A 19,128-nucleotide genomic window follows, 5' to 3' on the forward strand; every position below is an offset into this window, starting at 1 on the left:
TAAATTGTAACCTAGTGACGAGTATAAATGATTTTATAAGAATCATTTTGGCAGTGCCCGACAACTTGGCCTTTAGACGAGTCAACTTCATCATTAGGCACTGCAACCAAACTAAAGTTATCAGCAGGAACGCCATTATTGATAATCTTTTGTTTGATTTCCTCAATCACACTTTCACATGAAGCTTGGGCAAAAACTGGCACTAGCACCAATGCAAATAAGGGTAACAACAATTTCTTTTTCATCTTCTCTCCTTGATCAACAGCTCCATAAGACAACCTATTATAAGGTTATGGATTATTAATTGGACGGCCATTACTTACATCAAGGCAACGTTTAGTGCTCGGTTCCCAGTAAGCATTTAGATTGAGGCTTTTTTCGCATTTATCTTTTGCATCAAAAGCCTGATCAACTTTATCAAACTCTTTTTCGGTACGAGTATTAACCTTTTTGCGCAACATACGGGTATCATCCCATTGTTCCTTTTCTTGACGCGCTTGCTCTTTATTAAGAGAGTCATCGCCTTTGCCCACAGAAACGCAAGTACTGCCTGCAGTGCATGATGTCGTGGATTGTGCCGCAGAAGACGATGTAGCCCAAAGTAAAGGGAGACATAAACAAATCGCAGTTAAGCCAGTTTTCAACATTTTGTGTGAACTCATGTAAATTCCTTACTAAACAGGACCGATAACCTGAGTATAGCTAAAAAAGTGTCAGTGCGTCTGTATAGAATAGTACTAAAAATTAAATCTGTTTATGTACTGTTAAACCTGCAAAAGTTTGGCAAACAGGCATCAATTCTAATGTATTTACATTCATGTGTGCAGGTAATGTGGCAACCCAGTATACCGTTTCCGCGATATCTTCAGGGGTTAGAGCGTCAGCGCCTTGATAAGTACTAGCCGCTTTATCATCATCTCCTTTAAAGCGAATATTTGAGAATTCTGTTCCACCGACTAGGCCTGGTTCAATATCAGTCACTCGGATTTTTTTCCCCTGTAAATCAGCACGCAAACCAAGTGAAAACTGTTTAACAAAGGCTTTGGTTGCACCGTAAACATTGCCACCTTTGTAAGGCCAGCTCGCCGCCGTAGAGCCAATATTAATAATATGGCCATGATTTTCGGCTACCATGTTTTGCAGCACTTCATAAGTCATATTCACTAAACCTTTAGTATTTGTATTAATCATAACGTCCCAATCATCAGGATTGGCGTCAAATGCAGGTTCTAAACCTAATGCTAAACCTGCATTATTTACTAAAACATCGATTTTTTTGAGATGTGCAGGTAAATTTGCAATCGAATCATGGATGGCTTTTCTATCTTGGATATCTAAAGTTAACGGATAAAATTTATCACCTAACTCTTTATGGAGGGCTTCTAAACGCTCTGTTCTACGTCCTGTACCAATAACAGTGTAATTATGTTTGATAAATCGACGGGCAATTGATTCACCAAAACCAGAAGAAGCACCCGTTACTAAAATAATCATTGAAAACCTCATAGTTGTTATTGTCGTGCTAGCGTGATTTCATTTTAACGCTATCTATTGGGAACCACAAAAATTGTTACAACCCCAATATTTGTTTGTCTTTTGGGTAGCTCAATGTATAACTGAATGAGATTTGCTTTTCTTCATTAGGTTCTAAGGTGATATCCCATGTTATTTCACCGGTGCTTTTGTTGGTGACCGCATTTTATCCTCTATTGCAGACACTTTTATATCGCTATCCTCACTTACTCGTGCTTTTTAGTGAGTAAGGTAGGGCGATTTGGTAATTTAAATTGATACCGTTATTAGACGTTGTAACAAAGTCTGCTATACCTGAATTGATTGTCTTCTTCTTTTCACTAACTTAATTTCGTTTGGAATGCATCTAAAGCCACCTGCAATATAGTCAGAGATTATGTTTTTGTACTTGTCGTACGTTTTCGTACGGTTGGGTTTCAGGCTCCTTTTTTAATGTCATTTTCGATATCTCTATGTAAGACATTTTCAACTGGATAAAGATCAAAGATATAAGTTCTTATTTCTTTAAGCCACGACACGATATCTTCATTTTTAAGATGCTCATTTTTATCAATAACAGACATAAAATTTTCATACTGTTGATAGAGATGTTTATATGTGGATGATGCTTGAGAGTTGTCCATAAAATATCCTTTATTTGATTAACACGATTAACCAGCCAGAACGCTGGATTTCTTCATTTCATACCTAAGTTCGCATAATGCATATTATGTTAAATAGAATAAGTCAGTAACCCAACCGCCCAACCACTGCCCAGCAATACCACATAGTGGAGGGAGCATTGCTGCAACCCCCATTTCTTCAAGGCTCATCCCCCGCTCCATCATTAAATAAGCAGGAAACCAAGTAATAAAGAAATAAATAGCATAATCCAACATGAAAAAACCAATACACATTGCTTGAACATTACGATAGCGAATTAATTGGTACCATTTCATTGGTTGGATATTATCGATGTCTTCTTTTTTAACTTGCCCTTCTCGAATATAAGCAAGTTCTTCGGCACTAATTTTAGGATGTTGTTCAGGATCGTGATAAACCTTAAGCCAAGCAAATACCCAAATAACGCCTAGGGCTCCACAAATAATAAATGCCGCTTCCCAGCCCCATTTAGCAATAATCCACACCACTAATGGCATAGCAAAAGCAGTACCAAATTTTGAGCCACTATCAAATAATGCAGTGATCCTACCGCGTTCTCTATCCGGGAACCATTTTGCTGCAATACCACTATTACACGGATAAGCCCCAGCCTCTCCCATTCCCATTAAAATACGCGTTGAAATAAAACTCAATGGTGTTTTAGCTAATGCTGTTGCTGCGGTAGCTAGTGACCACCATAATACAGACCCTGCCAATGTTCTCCTTTGTCCATATTTGTCTGCAATAAAGCCAGCAGGAATTTGGCAAAGAGCATAACTAAGAAAAAAGGCAGACATAATCCACCCCATCATCTCTGGGGATATTTGTAACTCTGCTGAGATCGTTGGTGCTGCTGCTGACATCACCGTTCTATCTAGATAATTAATAACAATTGCGAGTGTCATTAAAATTGCTATCGAAAATCTGACTTTTGTACCTTTATTTTTATTATTGTTGAAAAAGAAATAGCTGAAAAAATGAACGTAAGCCGCGTTCCAGTTAGAGAAGCTCTCCGCGTTCTCGAAAGTCAAGGTATTGTTATCAACGAGCCTTTTAAAGGCATTCGCATGGCACCCGTTTCTGAAGCACGTCTTGATGAGCTTATAGAGGTAAGAGTTCTATTAGAGTTACATGCCGTCAGGCGATTTATTTCTCAGGAAAAACATTTAGATACGCAATGTATTACTGAATTAACAGAATGCATTAATCAAGTTAGAAAAAGGAGATAAAGCGCAAACATGTACAACAACAGAATCATTACGGGATGGTTTCCCATGATAATTAGATTTTGCGACAGTAAAACTACTGAATAACAATAATAACGCAATCTTTTTCATTTTTGAGGTCTTTTAATGATTTGAATAGCGTAGAATTACAATTACTTAATGCAAATCACTAGCGGAACACTCTGATTAAAAATTAGCGATACCCTCTTTTATGATTTTGAGAAGACCAACTGTAACTTGTATCGCTGGGAACTAACTTATCTTTTTTCTTTTCTGCGCGTAATTTTTTCGCTTGTTTTTCGACTTCTTGAGATATTTCGGTAATGATTTGTTTTCTTACTTTGCTCTGCTCGGAATTTGTTAATTCACGGCCAAGTTTTTTCCTTTCTTGAGCAAGCCTTGTACGCACTTGGATTTTTTGAGTTTCGGTCATTTCTTGAATCGTTAACATCTTCATTGTATTACCCCTTACTCATATTAAAATACCTAACAACAATATATCATTATTAGGCAATAAAACACTAACCATTGTTTTAAGCCTAACATTAATGCCAAGCAATAGGATTAAGAGTATAGTAACCTCATTGCAACTTTAAAGAATCTCGCTGTTATTATGGAATTAACCTCGTCTTCGCAAAATATTCGCCAAATCTTAACTACTGACACACCACTCATCGATGTCAGAGCTCCTATCGAATTTCAACAAGGGTCGATGCCTAATGCAATTAACCTTCCGTTGATGAATGATGATGAACGTGCTGCCGTTGGTACATGCTATAAACAACAAGGTTCTACTAAAGCCGTTGAGTTAGGCCACCAACTTGTCAGTGGTGATATTAAAATTGCGCGGATCACAGCGTGGAAAGAAGCCTGCCAACAAAATACCCATGGTTATATTTGCTGTGCGCGTGGTGGAATGCGCTCCCATATCGTGCAATCGTGGCTAAAAGAGGTGGGAATTGAATACCCTCTTATTAACGGTGGTTATAAAGCATTGCGACAAACTGCAATTGATGCCGTCAATGAGCTGGTTCAGCGGTCTATCGTTTTAGTGGGCGGCTGTACCGGTAATGGTAAAACCACTTTAGTCCATCAACTCGCGAATGGAATTGATTTAGAAGGTCTCGCACATCACCGAGGTTCTTCTTTTGGCCGTACATTACAACAACAACACTCCCAAGCCACGTTTGAAAATTACTTAGCGGTCGCTTTATTGAAGAAAGCCCAATACTGTCAACATTGGGTACTGGAAGATGAGGGACGTGCCATTGGTGCAAATAGCCTACCTCTTGAACTACGCACACAAATGGAAAAAGCGCCAATCGCTATTATTGAAGACCCCTTTGAGCTACGTCTTGAGCGTTTAAAATATGAATATTTTGATCGTATGACGCAAGATTTTTTAGCAACTTTTGGTTTTGAGCGAGGCTGGCAGGAATATAGTGACTATCTGCACCATGGCCTATTAGCCATTCGCAAACGTTTAGGCTCACAGCGGACAATCGAATTAACCCATTTACTTGATCTTGCTTTAGCAGACCAAAAAACAACCGGTGATACCCAAACACATTTTTCGTGGTTAATTCCATTGTTGAATGAATACTATGACCCAATGTATTGCTATCAATTAAGTAAAAAGCAGCATCGCATCATTTTCCGTGGTAATTATAAAGAAGTTGAACATTGGCTAACTAATCAACAATGATGCATTTTCTTTCACCACAAATAGCCTCATCGTATGGAGTCTGAGGCTATTTTATATCGTAATGGCTTGAACATGATCATAAAACCTAGAATGGTGATTTTTTTACTACCAGCTCGCTAACCCCTTGGTAAATCAACCTTGTAGCCAATCCTCCAAGAATTAGCCCGACGCCTTTGCCGACAACTTTATGAACGCGTGAATAAGTTCTACGCACAGAGGTTAAAGAGAATGTTTGGCATAAAATTATCCGCCAAATTAGTGATGCAATAACAATTCCCATCCAAATAACTAACTTAGTCCATAATGGTGTTGATGGGGAAATAGTCGTTGAAAAAATACTCATAAAAAATAAAACGGTTTGTGGGTTTGATAAATCAGAAATCAAACCCCGCCTAAAGTAGACACCTGATGGAAAACTTTCCATGGTATTTTCGGTGGACAGATTGAGTTGTGTTTTGTTATTGAAAACACTCACTGCGTAATAAAGTAAATATAAACCACCCAGAATCTTAATGAGTGAGAATAATGAGCCGAATTCCGCCATTAATGTGACCAAACCAAATAAACCGAGACCTGAATAAATGGCATTGCCTAATACCACGCCATAGCCACAGGTTAACCCCGCTTTTTTACCTGAGCTTAATGTGGTTTGCACCACAATAAACAAATTTGCCCCAGGATTAAAAAAGGTCAGTATAAATAAGAATAGCGTGATGATAATGCTGTGTAATGGATCCATTATTTTTCTTCAAAAATTTAAGGTTAACCATTATAGTCACGGCATAGAGAGTAATTCTGTTTTACTATGCACATTTTCTGAGCTTAAATCAGAAAATGTGCTGGCTTATTATGACGCTAATGATTTTTTACGTTGCAACAACCATTTATCTAATTCATTAGCAAATTGCTGCCTGTCTTTCTGGTTTAAACTTGCAGGCCCACCCGTTTGGATACCACTGGCTCTCATCGTATCCATAAAGTCACGAATATTAAGACGCTCACGAATGGTAGCTTCGCTATAGCGTTCTCCTCGAGGGTTTAATGCATTTGCGCCCTTTTCTATAACCTCTGCGGCCAATGGGATATCTGCGGTGATCACTAAATCATCTTTTTGGGCTCGCAACACAATTTCATTATCAGCTACATCAAACCCTGCAGGTACCTGTAAGGTTTTTAAAAAAGGTGACGGAGGTACCGTTAAACGCTGGTTTGCAACAAATGTTATTTGCACTTTTTCTCTATCTGCTGCACGGTATAAAACCTCTTTAATTACTTTTGGACATGCATCCGCATCTACCCAAATTATCATTATGATTTCCCAAATAGTGATTATATATAATGAGATATGATACCAGACAACAAAATCACAGGCTTAAGAAAATACATTTTACAATTTCATCACCATTTCATGCCACGTCATTCCACCATGATCGGATTCTGACGGTTTAACATATTGGTAGCCAAAGTGCTTATACAGGTCAATATGGCGTTCTTTGCACATAAGATGAATTGTTTCTTTATTCTTCTCCTTCATGGAATTAATAAATGTTTTCATCAGTAAGGACGAATAACCTTTACCTTGATATTTGGGATGCACGACCACTGACATAATAACGACATTCGGTGCTTTTGGGTCATGTCCAATGAGTTCTTTAAATTCCTCATCAGACATTACAACCTCCCATGCACAACCCGCATTAATAAAACCAACCACTTCTCCAGCTAATTCCATACATAAAAAACCGTCTGGATATTGTTGGATACGCGTGGCTATTTTTTCTCTTGTTGCCGCTTCATCCCCTTCATAGGATTCGACTTCAATCGCATAACAGGAGTCAACATCACCGAGTGTGGCCGCTCGAAATACTGGAGAGTGCATTAGGTTACCTCATTAAATAATTTTTTATGATTTTATCACTACATGGTTTATTTTTTCGTTGTTTTTAATGGCCATTTTCGCATTCAACTGCTACTTTTTGTTGGGTTTTATCGCGTAAGTAACTCAACCATGTTGAAATTAAAACGAAAATACCACCAGATATCGCAACAGCATAACCGGCATAAGGGCCATAAGTATCCACCATTTTACCCGTTAACATCGCGCCAATAGCAACACCAATATTTAACCCTGCGAGTAACCAGGTCATTCCTTCTGTCAATTTATTTTGTGGAACAATTTTCTCAACTAATGTCATAGCAATGATCATCGTCGGTGCAAAGAACAACCCGGAAATAAACACCACCACAGATAGAGAATAAACCCCGACGACCCACCACATTGGCACAATAGAAAGAAATGTCATCAGGCCACTAAGAAATAATAAGCGTGATAATGGTGTGTTAAAAGTTAGCCCGCCAAAGACGATCCCCATTGCACATGAACCGACTGCGTAGGCCGACAGCACTAAACTGGCCATCGCGGGTTGCTGTTGTAATTGAGCTAAAGTAACACTCAAAATATCCACACTCCCGACAATCACACCTAGAGCAATCATCAACACAATCAATAACTGCAATCCAACCATTGAAATAATTGATTTATTCGGCATTACAAGATGATCAGATACAACTACTTTAGGCTCAGTGCTGCGTTGTGAAATAAACAATGCCATCCCCACAGCGAGTAGAATCGCTGCAACCAGTAAACCCGCTTGAGGAAATAAAGCAACACTGATCCCGACAGATAACGGCGGGCCAACAATAAAAGTGGTATCATCAAATACGGTTTCTAATGAATACGCCGTTTGTAATATGGGCTGATCTTTATACTGTGCTGTCCACCTTGCCCTTACCATGGCAGACATACTTGGCATTGCTCCCGTTAACAGTGCCCCGATAAATAAGCCGATATCGGGTAATGATAACCACGTAGTGATGATGATAATAAAAACACCGAGTACACTGACAGCAGTTACCACCGGCAAGACGCGAAATTGACCAAATTTATCCACTAAGCGGGAGACTTGCGGAGATAGCAACGCATAAGTTAATACAAAGGTGGCAGAAACAAGCCCTGCCAAGGTATAGCTTCCTTTCAATTGTGCTAACAGGGTAATGATCCCGATCCCCATCATTGGTAACGCTAAACGTGCCAATAACCCTGCTATCACAAAGTGCTGGTTTTCTTTTGCCTGAAATAACTGCTGATAGCGACCTATCATATGAACTCCAAAATGAAATTTAATTATACATACGATACGTATGTATAATTATGATATAATCATACACATTGAATGTAAATAATTATACGCCATGTATGTAAGAGGTTTTTAATGGCAAGAAGAACACAAACGCAAATGGCGGAAACACGTGCAAATTTGCTAACTACAGCACGAGAGCACTTTAGCCGACTTGGCTATGCAGAAACTTCAATGGATGAAATTGCAGCAAGCGTTAATCTCACACGCGGTGCCCTTTACCACCACTTTGGCGACAAACAAGGCTTATTTACTGCCGTTGTTGAGCAAATCGACTCACAAATGAACGCACGGTTACAAGGAATTACTCGCCATACTGAAGACTTATGGAACAGTTTCTGTCAACGCTGTCATGCTTACTTAGAAATGGCATTAGAGCCCGAATACCAACAAATTATTTTGCGTGACGCGAAAGCTGTATTAGGCGATTTTTTAGCTAAATCAAACTTACAGTGTACCGAACAGATTGAACGCTTACTTTATGATCTTGCCAAAAAAGGCATTATTAAAGATATTGATACCCATGCATTGGCTTTTTTAATTAATGGCGGTCTCGCAGAAGCCGCATATTGGATTTCACAAGGTGATAGTCAACAGCGATTAAAGAAAAGTATCGCTGCCATCGATATTATGCTATCAGGGTTATTACTCACAAAAGGCTAACTTTGCGTGGCCTTTCGCTGGCGCTGATATTTTATCAGTGCAAACAATATACTTGCTGTAAAAAAAACAGGAACTAGCAGTGTTAGCTCTAAATATACAAAGCGATTGAAACTAAGCACATCCCCTTTCATGGCTAATTTATAGGCAAATGGTAAGGAAATACATCCTGAAACAATGGCAATCTTGAGTAATGCCATTAACTTTTTCGCATACTCTTGCTGCTGAATTGCAGATTGCCGACGGTAGTACTGCGTGTATTTTATCAACAAGTACAACGCTCCCAATAAAGAGCCAAGGTGTTGCAGTAATTTATAAATAGCAATTTCTTGGCTATCCGTCATGTTAAATACGACAAGCTGCAAAAACTCAGCGTGCCGAACAAAAGCCCCTGACTGATGAGTAAAAGCATCCCAGATAATATGGCTTGCCGCACCGATATAAAAGGAAAGCACGACAATACAAAATTGTCGAAATGAACCTACGCTCCTGTTTTTCAAGGGAAATGGCACAGCATAGTGGAGATAAAAAACACTTTTTTGTACAAAAATAGTGATGAGTAAACATAATGGTAAGCCAGTATATAACCAGCCTATCAAGTCATGAGCCGTAGTGGCTGCCGAGTACCACATCATTGAATAAAATAGATCTGGGCTTAGGCTACCTAAAATTAAGGCAGGTAAGCTTAAAAAATGCCCAAATCGACTTTGTTTTATCGGAAAAACGACTGCAGGATGGGAAAAAGTCCAAGGCATGCCAAATTGCTCATTAATGTCATCAATATGCCACCATCATGATAAATAAAACCCAATAAATATAGGCGAAATATCGGAAATATTTATTGGGATGATAATTACCTAAAATAAAGCTTGGAAAGTCTGCTTTAATTTGTCTACATCTTGCTGAGTTGTTGACCATGAGGTACAAAAGCGAATGCAGGTGGTTTCCGGTGTCGGCTGACAAATTAAGCTTAACTGGTAGTGCGTTAATAATTTATTCGCCAATGCATTGGGGAAAATAACAAAAACTTGGTTTGATTCTACGGGCGCAAGAAACTGGAATCCCTTTTCGGCAAAAAATGAAGCTAATTGTGATGCCATCTCATTAAGATGACTTCCCAATTTAAAATACAAATCATCATTAAACAGTGGTTCAAACTGGGCCGCGAGTAGCCAACCTTTTGCTTGTAGCCCTCCTTTTTGCTTAATACTAAAACGGAAATCTGATTGCAATGCAGGGTTTACAATCACTAAGATCTCCCCAGTTAATGCGCCTATTTTCGTTCCACCGATATAAAAAATATCAGTTAACTGCGCAACATCTTCAATGGTTAAATCACTATATTTCGACATTAAACCAGAAGACAAGCGAGCACCATCCATAAATAATAACAAGTTATGGGCATCACAAATCTCGCGTAGCGCAACTAGCTCTTGTTTACGGTAAACAGTGCCAATTTCGGTTGAATTACTGATATAAACAAGCTTAGGCTGGACAGTATGTTCATCACCGTGCTCAGATAACACTTTAGTAATATGTGCGGGGGTTAATTTACCTGATGGAGAATTAATGGTAATGACTTTATGGCCTGTCGCTTCAATTGCCCCCGTTTCGTGGACTGCGATATGGCCACTCTCCACGGTGATCACCGCTTGGTGAGGTCGCAATACATGGGAAATCGTTGTCAGGTTAGTAATTGTACCGCCATTAAAGAAATGAACATCCGCACTAGGTTGGCCAATTCTTAATCTAATTTGAGCCGCGACCCTGCTACAAACCTCATCAGTGCCATAACCTTTAAAACGTTTCCCTGATAAATCATTTAAAGTCTGCATAACTGCAGGGTGAGCTATCTCATTATAATCATTTAAAAAGCTATACATTTACTTACCTACCAATACCTAGTTACATTAATTTATAATCATCATTTATAGGTGTATCCAATTTATTATTCAATGATATTTTTTCTATATAAATACCAAATTTAACGATTAATATTTTTTAATCTACTGAGATGAAATATTAAGTCATTCATGGTCTATTTAATTGATAAGTTGGTATATTGTAAAAGACGAATTTAGGGTTGAGAACGCCTAAACGTCAAGTTGTAGCGGTAAGGCCCTAACAATGGGTGTACACCTGATTTAACACGACGTACTCCATGATAATTTAACCGCGACTGACCTCCCCATACCAAGACATCCCCATGTTCTAAATAAACTGCAATTTTTGGCGCTTCTCGCGTTACCCCACCAAAATCAAACATGGCTGATAATCCTAAAGAAAAAGAGGCAATTGGCTGAGTGAAGTCTGATTCGTTTTTGTCTTGGTGCAATGACATTGCAGCGCCAACTGCATAGCGGTTAATCAAACAGGCATCTGGGATAAAATGGTCAAAGCCAGCAGCGCTCGCTGCGGAAATAGCCAATTGAACAAATGGAATAGGCATAGGTTGCCATAGTTCATTAGTGACAGGGTCACGTTTACTATAGCGATATCCCTTCTCATCGCTTACCCAACCCCACTCACCGCAGTTAGTCATTGCTGCCGACATTTGATAACCATTAGGTGTTGCCATATGCCTTAATGGGTTAGCAGCAATAACGTTGCTTAATAGCTGCAATAATGCATCACTTTGCCCCAGTAAAAAACCTTTGAGTAAAAAAGCCTCTGGTGCAATTTGTACGATATTATCTTCATCAGGAAATAACATATTAGACACTCATTTATAGGCCGCGCGAATGTTCTAATGGATATTAACACAGGAAAAAGTTGTTCATTACATTCAATGAACAACTTACCAGTAATGAGCAGCCTATAGGGTTGACTTTAACGTTTATAAGCTAAAGTCACTTTTCGTGTTTCCGCTCGCTGACTAGCCCACACACTGAGCAAAATGACGACCATGCCAACGAATTGCAAGATACTCAGTTGTTGGTTGAGATAAAGCCACCCTAGAACCACCGCACTGACGGGGCTTAAAAAACCAAGCGAAGCAACGGAACTTGGGCCTAATATGGCAAGTCCACGGAACCATAAGGCATAAGTTAATGCCCCACCAATAAGTGTTAGATACCCTAACCCAATTAAATTCAATGAACTCAATGTTGGTAACGCTGGCTCAAAGATAATGGCAAACGGTAATAATACTAGCCCACCCGCGGTTAATTGCCATGATGTAAAGGTTAATGCACTGACAGGTGGCTGCCACCGGCGACTCAATACGGTTCCTGCAGCCATTGATAATGCACCAGCTAACCCCGCAATAATGCCTAGCGGATCTAAAGCGGCATTCGGTGTTAAGAGTAATATCGCCACCCCGAAGACCCCTGCAATTGATGCCATAATGGATACCGATGATAAACGGTTATTTAACAACCAACGACTTAAAAATAAAACAATTAATGGCTGTACAGCACCAACCGTTGCAGCCACACCACCGGGTAAGCGATATGCAGCAATAAACAATAACCACCAAAACAACGAAAAATTTAAAACTCCCAATATCATCACACGTAACCACCAAATACCTTCAGGAAGCTTTCGTAAAATGAATATCAGTAGCAAGCCTGCTGGTAATGCGCGCAACACCGCCAATGTTAATGGTATCCCTGCGGGTAACATTTCTGTTGTCACTAAGTATGTGCTCCCCCACACGATCGGTGCTAATGCGGTCAGCCCTAAAACCGTTATACGATTCATATTTTTACTCTCTTAATTTATCTTGACATCAAGATATGTGGACTTTACCTTGACGTCAAGATAAATAAGCGCCATTATTTGCCTATGGATAGAATAGATAAAATCACTCAACAGTGGGAAAGAGAACGCCCTGACCTCGATATTAGCCCAATGGGGTTAATTGGTCGGTTGGGTAACATCGCGTTTCACTTAACTCGTGAAATGGAAAAGGTTTTCACACAATTTGGCCTTAACCGCTCAAGCTTTGATGTGCTTGCGACATTGCGCCGAGCAGGGTCCCCTTATACGCTGAGCCCGGGGGAAATGCTATCGACATTGATGGTCACATCGGGGACCATGACTAATCGAATAGACCAATTGGAAAAAGCCGGCTTAGTCATCCGCCATGCCAATCCTGATGATGGTCGCGGTTTTTTGGTTTCGTTAACAACCGAAGGGTTAACATTAATCAACCAACTTATTGAAGTACATACACAAAACCAAGCCCGTCTCGTCGCTAAATTATCGCAACAAGAGCAACAAGAATTAGATCAGTTACTGCGGACATTCTTAGCGTCATTTGAGTCTAATGAGAAATAACACGCTGTTGATGCATAATGAGGGAGTGATCTTACTCCCTCTTATGTTATTGATTAAATTGAAAAGGCAATGGCATTTGCAGCCTCTCAAAACGGTCACATAAATAGACTAACTGTAATAGTACTTGGGGCTGTAAGTCACTGGAGGCAATCAATGGTTTGAATTGATTAGCCAACCAAAGAGCCCCCAAATCCTCAAGTGTTTTAATGACATACGCAATTTCATTTTGTTGATTGTGGGATAAGCACTCTCTTCCTGTACACGCTTGCGTTTCTAATACTGAAAGTATTGGCCGAACAAGTTGGCTCGCCAACGTTAGTTCAGGCACAAAAACTTGGCTTTTTTGCTGTTTTTTTGCCATATATTCGATAATTTTATTAAAAAAGCCTGAACGTTGTTTCTTACGTGGTGTACTTTCAAAGTCTAAGTAGAACAGCTCAACGCCCTGTTCATTTTTTAACCATAGCGTCTTGGGCACCAACTGGATCGCCTCTTGCGAATGGCTTACCTGCACCGTCACAGCACAAATTGGCCATTTCTGTTTCGTCATAAACCGCAACTCTTCAATTTTATGGTCATCACTCCCTTGCCAATTTAGACGTAAGAATGCCCGATTTTGTTGTGCGTCAGTCACCGTCCACAAGACACATTGTTCTGTTTCATCCCAATAGAGCGGCTCATAATTAGTAATATGCAATAAAACGGGAGAAAACCGATTGTCCTGTGTGAGTGTAGGTAACTCGTTAGCCACTAACTGCCAATCGGTATAACCGAATTCAGCTTTAATGTTAAGGTAATCATTGGTTGTTATCCCATTTTCTTGACTGCTAACGGCATAGCTTTCGCCACTGGCTGATAATTTCCCCTCCTCTGATACCCGTGGTGAATGCAATTTAAAGGGAGTTTTCATCAAACTCTCGGCGGTATGTTTCCATAACGCCAGTGTTTGCCAAACATTTTGTCGATTAAACGTTGGGTCAAGGCTATTACTACGACCTTGCGTGCATTGAATGATTTTTTTATTTTGTCGATCCCAAAAGCTCAATGTAGCACCAATCGCACCACTTTCGGTTTTCCACCAATTTGCATCGATAGGCAATAAATCAAATTCCATGGGGTGATTGCTATACTGCCGTCTTTGCAACCCTTTGAGCTCAATAAGCTGATGTTCATTTGCTACTGATAATTGATGCAAATAAGCTGATATTTCAGCTATCAACCGTAAAACTTGCCCTTCATCCATTGTAAAGTGCTTATCAGCTAACCGCCTGACTTGCTGGCTAAGGCGTCTCATATAATTGGCTAAGCGAGGCAATCCTTCAGCACGCGCTGACATATTCAGTAATTGCAACTGGCTAGCACTACTTTGGCTAATATGCGACAGCCCTTGCCGTAACATATCCTGAATAAATTGTTCGATTGAATCCATCACCACTTTATCGTCTTGGCTAAGTCCCTGTTGCTGAACTTGACCTGCGGTGAGTTCTTCTGGCCAATGCCAATCTTGGCCATGCTGAAGCTTCAGTTTTGCAATAATAGCGAGGTGAATCGCCTTTTTTTGTTTTTCGGGTAGAGATGAAATCATGCCCTGCAAGCCACTATTACGCATATAAATAATGGGCTCATCATATTCTGGCAGACTTATTTTTAACTGGTTGGATTGCGCGTCATAAACCAGTTCGTTGTCTTGCCACTGTGCGACAAATTTCAACGCTAAACGAAGTTCAGGCTTAGTGGCTTGTGTGATTAGGCTCTCTGGTTGCAGTGCCAATAATTCGCTTAGTACTGTGTCACTTTCACTGGTAATCGACTCTTCGAGATCACTTTCTTCGATTGTATTCGACTGCACCCACAAAACTGCTGCCAAAATGTGTTTACAACACCCTATTGCAGGGCAATCACAAGTGGCCTTTTGGATCCCTTGCGCATCTAAAGAAACGCTCTGCCCATCACTCGTGAATGTGCCAGCTCCTAAGTCTGTTGGAATAACCTTTTGGTTTTCAACATCTTTGCGGGCACGTCTAAGTAACCCCACATTCGCAAATACAGTTAAAGCATCGTCGTCATACTGTAAATAACTGTTTTTCCAACTCATTGCATGACCTCTGCTAACCATTGGGCAAAATGTTCCGGGGTTAATGCAGCAACATGCATCCCTCTATCTGCGAGTTTTTGGGCAATTTCAGGATCATAAACGGGAAGTGCTTCATCATCCAACGCCGCTAGACCCAATAACTTCACTTGTTGGCTATGCAAACGTTGTGTGCAATTGAGTAAATGATTCAGCGCGCCACCCTCTTCAAAATCACTGATTAAGCTAATCACCGTGCGCTTTGGGTTACGTATCAAACTTTCACAATATTGCATCGCTTTAGCGATATCCGTTCCTCCACCCAATTGCACAGTCATTAACACTTCAACAGGGTCGTGTGCAAGGTGGCTTAAATCAACAACTTGAGTATCAAAAACGACCAAAGATACGCGTACAGTCGGTAATGCCGCTAAGATACTCGCGCACACGGCCGCATACATAATAGAGCTCGCCATTGAGCCACTCTGGTCCACACACAGGATCACATCCCACGGTAAGTGTTGTTGTTGACGAGAATTAAAATGAGGCGTTTTTATCACTAACCGTTGATTTTGTTTATCATAATTCTTTAAGTTGGCAGCAATAGTTCCTCGCCAATCAAAATTACGGCTGTTTGGGACCAGTGAGCGTCGAAAACGATTACGCCGCCCTGTTAATGCATGACGAAATTGGTTACGCATTTGACTCAAAATATCATCCACCACTTTGCGTATAATATTTTTGACAGCATCACGGGTTTCTTCGTTCATCTTCCCGCGTAGGCTTAACAACGCTTTTGCGAGAGATTTTGTTGGCTCCATGGCATTTAGCGCTTGTGGGTCCTTTAATAAGCTACTGATCTCATAACGTTCTAATGCTTGGGATTGCATTCGCTCAAAGGTACTATTGGGGAACAATTTACGCGCTTGGTTTAACCAATTAACCGCCGTTAATTGAGAAGCGTCTAAGGAACCATGGCGCCCAGCTTCTTGCTTTAAACCTCGGCGTTGGTATTCCCGACGATATAAAAAGTCCAAAGAGCATTCTATTTTTAACTCTTCAGCACTAAAGACGGCCTGACCAAGTGCATTATCGGCATATTGCCCAAGTATTAAACGCCAGCGCTTAGCCAATTTAAGCTGTTCAGGGGTTAATATGACATTTTTCTGACTCATTATTTGCCTTCCTGAGTGCTAATAAGCCAATTTTGCAACCCCAGTTCAAGCAGCTGGCCTTGTAACTGTTGTTCGAGTTGAATCACTTGCATCATTTGTTGTTCATTAAATTCTGTTTGGTGCAGTGTGAGTTCTTTTGCCTCAATCGCTAAGTCTTGTGCCACATATTGTGCCATTTGTGCATTTTGTTTAGGAGTTAACTGACTAAACGCAAACCGTAAATCAGGTAAAACCTGAATAAAACGCCCTTCATCCCATTCACTAAGTAACTGATTTAACATATCAATGAGTAATGGCATGCGTAAGACTAACTCGGGTGCAGTTCGCATCACACCAATAAAATAGCCAATTGCCATTTCGGGATCACTACCAGCGCTGAACGCGCGCTTAATTTCCTCTATCAGGATGGTTTCATCAATTTTCGCCCCAAGGTAACGCAAAGCATCAACGGCACCTTTTAAAAGAGGCGCATGGTTTAACAGCCCTTCACACCGGTCTAATTCATGATAAAAATCGATGCTATAATCATGATTTTTATTAATTTCAGGCATAAAAGTGATTAATTCTCGGCAAGCAAGTAATGCTGAAAAATGGTGTTCCTGCTGCTGTTCATCCCCTTGTGTAATTTGTGCAAAACAATAAAACGCTTGTTGCAACAGGGCATCTAAACGTGCTTCGATAGCAAAACCATCTTCAATATCAAAGAATTGGCGCCCTCGCCACAGATGAACAAGCTTATGACCACAAGCTATCAAGGATTCAAACTTTGCATCCTGTTGAATATAGCCATCCAACAAAGAAAACAATGCAGGCATTCGTTGATGCAGCCCAATTAATGCAGCTTGCATAAGTAGTGCGACCGCACTTTGGCTTGAACGACTAACGCCTTGCTGTTCTAGGTTTCTTTCCATTTCAAACAAACGGGTTAGCGCGATAGCTTTTAATTGTGTTCCTTGTTCCGATAAAGCAATCAATTCCCCTTCAACATTGGGCGTCCACGCGTATTGCCACTCTTCAAACAATAAATCCATTTGGTTACCAGACAAAAAGTTTGGCCCAGACAGATGCTTAGCAAAATGGATATCAAGAAATGCTAATAAATGTAGGAATCGGCTACGCGCACGATGTTGTTGATTACGATAGACATCTAAGCGACTCACCTTACTTAAGGTGTCATCAAGCTTGAAACGAAAACTTTTTGCTATTTCATAAGTTTCAGTGACCAACGGAGGCGTTGCTGTCCCTTTGGGGATTTTCCCGAGTAAAAAGCCTGAGAAACAGGTTTTTATTTCCTGCAAAAGCTCAATTTGGCTTTCATCTAAGCTACCTTTGATAAAAACACTTTGTAACCCATCTAACAGATCATATCGCCCAGGTCCGGCATGCCCACGAAAGGCAGCAAGACGAATGCTTTGCTCTGCGGCCAGTTTAACCGATAAAAAACCAGGAGCAGCTTCAAATTGCTTTTCACGTAAAACATGCGCAACTTTAGAAAGATAGGCAACACCTAGACGATTTCGATAAGCTTGCGTAGGCTGGTTATCTCCCGCCATCTGCGCTTGGCGTTGTTGTAACAATGACAACCATGATTGTTGGTAAAATGCAGGGGACGGCATTCCTGATGCATAGCCATTTAATGCATCGAGTTTGTCATAGCTATAGCGAATGAACCAAGCCTTGTCTTGTTCACCCAGTTTTTGCTGTTGGATAAACGTTTTTTGTTGTGCCGCAGAAAGCTTAAATTGTTGTTTGTGAGCCACTTCCAACCCTTCAAGAAGAGCAAGGGTATGGAAGCCCCCCGTTACCACCACAATTTTAGCCTGTGGATGTTGGGCTTTAATGGTTTGGATATGTGCTTGCATATATTGCTCACGCTGTATAGAACCTTCTGACTCAAGGACTTGGGGTTCATAATCAAGTCGTGCCAATGCACACCATATAAAGCTGTCCATAAAAAATGCAGGCCAATCTGCCAGTTGTTCAATCGTTCTTAATTCAAAAATTTGTTCCCATAATTCATCATGGTCACGGCAACCACTTTTCTTCGCAAGCTGGCTAATAAATAAGCTATGCACTAAGTAACGCTCTTTCTGCAAACTTTGAGATTGCATATCATTAGCTTCGTCTTCATTAACTTGCGCTGTCCATGGTAAGTCAATAAAACGTAGCTGGGCTTGGTATTGCTGACCTATTTGTAAAGCCTGCCATTCAGGGGAATACTCACAGAATGGGAAATAGGCAGAGCGAGTGACAGCGTCACTTTTATCATCTGTTTGTGTCGGTTTTAATTCTGTTTGTGCCATAATGGCGACGGGTGGCTGGGTATCATGATGTAATAAGCTCGTCAGTAGCTCATTAAAACTATCGGGTCCCTCGATTAAAACATAGTCAGGTTTGATTTGTTCAATCAAAGACAACGTGCTGTATGCACATGCGGGACTATGATGCCGAATAGGTGCAAAGTAGATACCGGCTGATTCAAGTTGTTGCCTGTCGTGTAATGCATTTTCAATGCGTTCTGGTAAAGGTATAGATAGCAAGCTCACCGCTGATTTCCCTAAGGGTTATTCGCCTTGAATGGCCTTTGCTGATTTAATCATCGTGACAATAAGTGGGTAGAACCATAACGGCTCTACCC

Annotated in this window: 21 protein-coding genes; 4 read left to right on the forward strand and 17 right to left on the reverse strand. The window is 40.4% G+C overall.

The features are described from left to right. Positions 1-11: 11 nt before the first annotated feature. The 5 genes from M1F26_RS09575 to M1F26_RS09595 all read right to left on the reverse strand — a co-directional run bounded on the left by M1F26_RS09575 (position 12) and on the right by M1F26_RS09595 (position 3,080). The gene (locus M1F26_RS09575) at positions 12-245 is read right to left on the reverse strand and encodes a DUF1161 domain-containing protein (protein ID WP_036957728.1); all 234 of its coding nucleotides are present in this window, start codon (positions 243-245) and stop codon (positions 12-14) included. 45 nt (positions 246-290) lie between these two features. Then, positions 291-662, reverse strand: coding sequence for a DUF1283 family protein (locus tag M1F26_RS09580; protein WP_036957730.1), 372 nt, complete (start codon positions 660-662; stop codon positions 291-293). An 82-nt stretch (positions 663-744) separates the two neighbouring features. Next, positions 745-1,494, reverse strand: a complete 750-nt coding sequence (ydfG, locus tag M1F26_RS09585) for a bifunctional NADP-dependent 3-hydroxy acid dehydrogenase/3-hydroxypropionate dehydrogenase YdfG (RefSeq protein ID WP_140172176.1) — start codon at positions 1,492-1,494, stop codon at positions 745-747. A gap of 455 nt (positions 1,495-1,949) precedes the next feature. Continuing rightward, on the reverse strand, positions 1,950-2,156 hold the full coding sequence (locus M1F26_RS09590; protein WP_140172175.1) for a hypothetical protein: 207 nt from the start codon (positions 2,154-2,156) through the stop codon (positions 1,950-1,952). An 84-nt stretch (positions 2,157-2,240) separates the two neighbouring features. Next, positions 2,241-3,080 carry an MFS transporter gene (locus M1F26_RS09595; RefSeq protein WP_233618317.1) on the reverse strand — a complete coding sequence of 280 codons (840 nt, stop codon included), beginning with the start codon at positions 3,078-3,080 and terminating at the stop codon, positions 2,241-2,243. Between the two features lie 72 nt (positions 3,081-3,152). Between M1F26_RS09595 and M1F26_RS09600 the strand changes: the two genes are divergently transcribed. Continuing rightward, a complete protein-coding gene (locus tag M1F26_RS09600; RefSeq protein WP_233618318.1) occupies positions 3,153-3,404 on the forward strand; it encodes a GntR family transcriptional regulator in 252 nt (83 codons plus the stop codon). 190 nt (positions 3,405-3,594) lie between these two features. Here M1F26_RS09600 and M1F26_RS09605 read toward each other — a convergent pair whose 3' ends face one another. Beyond that, positions 3,595-3,858, reverse strand: coding sequence for a DUF3811 domain-containing protein (locus M1F26_RS09605; RefSeq protein ID WP_094960556.1), 264 nt, complete (start codon positions 3,856-3,858; stop codon positions 3,595-3,597). A gap of 156 nt (positions 3,859-4,014) precedes the next feature. Here M1F26_RS09605 and mnmH point away from each other — a divergent pair, with 156 nt between their 5' ends. After that, on the forward strand, positions 4,015-5,106 hold the full coding sequence (gene mnmH, locus M1F26_RS09610; protein ID WP_200129119.1) for a tRNA 2-selenouridine(34) synthase MnmH: 1,092 nt from the start codon (positions 4,015-4,017) through the stop codon (positions 5,104-5,106). Positions 5,107-5,191: 85 nt separating this feature from the next. Here mnmH and M1F26_RS09615 read toward each other — a convergent pair whose 3' ends face one another. The 4 genes from M1F26_RS09615 to M1F26_RS09630 all read right to left on the reverse strand — a co-directional run bounded on the left by M1F26_RS09615 (position 5,192) and on the right by M1F26_RS09630 (position 8,267). Next, the gene (locus tag M1F26_RS09615) at positions 5,192-5,845 is read right to left on the reverse strand and encodes a LysE family transporter (RefSeq protein WP_004254329.1); all 654 of its coding nucleotides are present in this window, start codon (positions 5,843-5,845) and stop codon (positions 5,192-5,194) included. A 108-nt stretch (positions 5,846-5,953) separates the two neighbouring features. Next, positions 5,954-6,415, reverse strand: a complete 462-nt coding sequence (locus M1F26_RS09620) for a YaiI/YqxD family protein (RefSeq protein WP_140172173.1) — start codon at positions 6,413-6,415, stop codon at positions 5,954-5,956. A 78-nt stretch (positions 6,416-6,493) separates the two neighbouring features. Beyond that, on the reverse strand, positions 6,494-6,985 hold the full coding sequence (locus M1F26_RS09625; protein WP_110591730.1) for a GNAT family N-acetyltransferase: 492 nt from the start codon (positions 6,983-6,985) through the stop codon (positions 6,494-6,496). A 64-nt stretch (positions 6,986-7,049) separates the two neighbouring features. After that, on the reverse strand, positions 7,050-8,267 hold the full coding sequence (locus tag M1F26_RS09630; protein ID WP_140172172.1) for an MFS transporter: 1,218 nt from the start codon (positions 8,265-8,267) through the stop codon (positions 7,050-7,052). A gap of 111 nt (positions 8,268-8,378) precedes the next feature. Between M1F26_RS09630 and M1F26_RS09635 the strand changes: the two genes are divergently transcribed. Then, entirely contained in the window at positions 8,379-8,966 is a 588-nt protein-coding gene (locus M1F26_RS09635; RefSeq protein ID WP_140172171.1) for a TetR/AcrR family transcriptional regulator, read from the forward strand. On the opposite strand, the gene M1F26_RS09640 is transcribed toward M1F26_RS09635, so the two are convergent. The 4 genes from M1F26_RS09640 to M1F26_RS09655 form a co-directional block, all read right to left on the reverse strand. After that, on the reverse strand, positions 8,963-9,718 hold the full coding sequence (locus M1F26_RS09640; RefSeq protein WP_140172170.1) for a DUF4184 family protein: 756 nt from the start codon (positions 9,716-9,718) through the stop codon (positions 8,963-8,965). The genes M1F26_RS09635 and M1F26_RS09640 overlap by 4 nt on opposite strands. Positions 9,719-9,820: 102 nt before the next feature. Beyond that, entirely contained in the window at positions 9,821-10,846 is a 1,026-nt protein-coding gene (locus tag M1F26_RS09645) for a threonine aldolase family protein (RefSeq protein ID WP_140172169.1), read from the reverse strand. 194 nt (positions 10,847-11,040) lie between these two features. Further along, a complete protein-coding gene (alkB, locus tag M1F26_RS09650) occupies positions 11,041-11,676 on the reverse strand; it encodes a DNA oxidative demethylase AlkB (RefSeq protein ID WP_140172168.1) in 636 nt (211 codons plus the stop codon). Positions 11,677-11,792: 116 nt separating this feature from the next. Continuing rightward, complete coding sequence (locus M1F26_RS09655) at positions 11,793-12,665, reverse strand: EamA family transporter (RefSeq protein ID WP_140172167.1); 873 nt, start codon at positions 12,663-12,665, stop codon at positions 11,793-11,795. Positions 12,666-12,749: 84 nt separating this feature from the next. Here M1F26_RS09655 and M1F26_RS09660 point away from each other — a divergent pair, with 84 nt between their 5' ends. Next, positions 12,750-13,244: a MarR family winged helix-turn-helix transcriptional regulator gene (locus M1F26_RS09660; RefSeq protein ID WP_140172166.1), complete on the forward strand. Its 495-nt coding sequence runs from the start codon at positions 12,750-12,752 to the stop codon at positions 13,242-13,244. A gap of 46 nt (positions 13,245-13,290) precedes the next feature. Here M1F26_RS09660 and M1F26_RS09665 read toward each other — a convergent pair whose 3' ends face one another. The 3 genes from M1F26_RS09665 to M1F26_RS09675 are packed head-to-tail and all read right to left on the reverse strand — an operon-like array spanning position 13,291 to position 19,036. After that, on the reverse strand, positions 13,291-15,339 hold the full coding sequence (locus M1F26_RS09665; protein WP_140172165.1) for an SWIM zinc finger family protein: 2,049 nt from the start codon (positions 15,337-15,339) through the stop codon (positions 13,291-13,293). Continuing rightward, entirely contained in the window at positions 15,336-16,490 is a 1,155-nt protein-coding gene (locus M1F26_RS09670; RefSeq protein ID WP_140172164.1) for a VWA domain-containing protein, read from the reverse strand. Before M1F26_RS09670 ends, M1F26_RS09665 begins: the two co-directional genes overlap by 4 nt. Then, complete coding sequence (locus tag M1F26_RS09675) at positions 16,490-19,036, reverse strand: DUF5682 family protein (protein WP_140172163.1); 2,547 nt, start codon at positions 19,034-19,036, stop codon at positions 16,490-16,492. Before M1F26_RS09675 ends, M1F26_RS09670 begins: the two co-directional genes overlap by 1 nt. Positions 19,037-19,128: the final 92 nt, after the last annotated feature.

The organism is Providencia sp. PROV048, from assembly GCF_033688165.1.
Classification (GTDB): domain Bacteria; phylum Pseudomonadota; class Gammaproteobacteria; order Enterobacterales; family Enterobacteriaceae; genus Providencia; species Providencia hangzhouensis.

What these genes read in the sequence shown, in the direction of transcription:
- M1F26_RS09575 (WP_036957728.1), bottom strand. Translation starts at nt 245, where the DNA reads ATGAAAAAGAAATTGTTGTTACCCTTATTTGCATTGGTGCTAGTGCCA.
- M1F26_RS09580 (WP_036957730.1), bottom strand. Translation starts at nt 662, where the DNA reads ATGAGTTCACACAAAATGTTGAAAACTGGCTTAACTGCGATTTGTTTA.
- ydfG (WP_140172176.1), bottom strand. Translation starts at nt 1,494, where the DNA reads ATGATTATTTTAGTAACGGGTGCTTCTTCTGGTTTTGGTGAATCAATT.
- M1F26_RS09590 (WP_140172175.1), bottom strand. Translation starts at nt 2,156, where the DNA reads ATGGACAACTCTCAAGCATCATCCACATATAAACATCTCTATCAACAG.
- M1F26_RS09595 (WP_233618317.1), bottom strand. Translation starts at nt 3,080, where the DNA reads ATGACACTCGCAATTGTTATTAATTATCTAGATAGAACGGTGATGTCA.
- M1F26_RS09600 (WP_233618318.1), top strand. Translation starts at nt 3,153, where the DNA reads ATGAACGTAAGCCGCGTTCCAGTTAGAGAAGCTCTCCGCGTTCTCGAA.
- M1F26_RS09605 (WP_094960556.1), bottom strand. Translation starts at nt 3,858, where the DNA reads ATGAAGATGTTAACGATTCAAGAAATGACCGAAACTCAAAAAATCCAA.
- mnmH (WP_200129119.1), top strand. Translation starts at nt 4,015, where the DNA reads ATGGAATTAACCTCGTCTTCGCAAAATATTCGCCAAATCTTAACTACT.
- M1F26_RS09615 (WP_004254329.1), bottom strand. Translation starts at nt 5,845, where the DNA reads ATGGATCCATTACACAGCATTATCATCACGCTATTCTTATTTATACTG.
- M1F26_RS09620 (WP_140172173.1), bottom strand. Translation starts at nt 6,415, where the DNA reads ATGATAATTTGGGTAGATGCGGATGCATGTCCAAAAGTAATTAAAGAG.
- M1F26_RS09625 (WP_110591730.1), bottom strand. Translation starts at nt 6,985, where the DNA reads ATGCACTCTCCAGTATTTCGAGCGGCCACACTCGGTGATGTTGACTCC.
- M1F26_RS09630 (WP_140172172.1), bottom strand. Translation starts at nt 8,267, where the DNA reads ATGATAGGTCGCTATCAGCAGTTATTTCAGGCAAAAGAAAACCAGCAC.
- M1F26_RS09635 (WP_140172171.1), top strand. Translation starts at nt 8,379, where the DNA reads ATGGCAAGAAGAACACAAACGCAAATGGCGGAAACACGTGCAAATTTG.
- M1F26_RS09640 (WP_140172170.1), bottom strand. Translation starts at nt 9,718, where the DNA reads ATGCCTTGGACTTTTTCCCATCCTGCAGTCGTTTTTCCGATAAAACAA.
- M1F26_RS09645 (WP_140172169.1), bottom strand. Translation starts at nt 10,846, where the DNA reads ATGTATAGCTTTTTAAATGATTATAATGAGATAGCTCACCCTGCAGTT.
- alkB (WP_140172168.1), bottom strand. Translation starts at nt 11,676, where the DNA reads ATGTTATTTCCTGATGAAGATAATATCGTACAAATTGCACCAGAGGCT.
- M1F26_RS09655 (WP_140172167.1), bottom strand. Translation starts at nt 12,665, where the DNA reads ATGAATCGTATAACGGTTTTAGGGCTGACCGCATTAGCACCGATCGTG.
- M1F26_RS09660 (WP_140172166.1), top strand. Translation starts at nt 12,750, where the DNA reads ATGGATAGAATAGATAAAATCACTCAACAGTGGGAAAGAGAACGCCCT.
- M1F26_RS09665 (WP_140172165.1), bottom strand. Translation starts at nt 15,339, where the DNA reads ATGAGTTGGAAAAACAGTTATTTACAGTATGACGACGATGCTTTAACT.
- M1F26_RS09670 (WP_140172164.1), bottom strand. Translation starts at nt 16,490, where the DNA reads ATGAGTCAGAAAAATGTCATATTAACCCCTGAACAGCTTAAATTGGCT.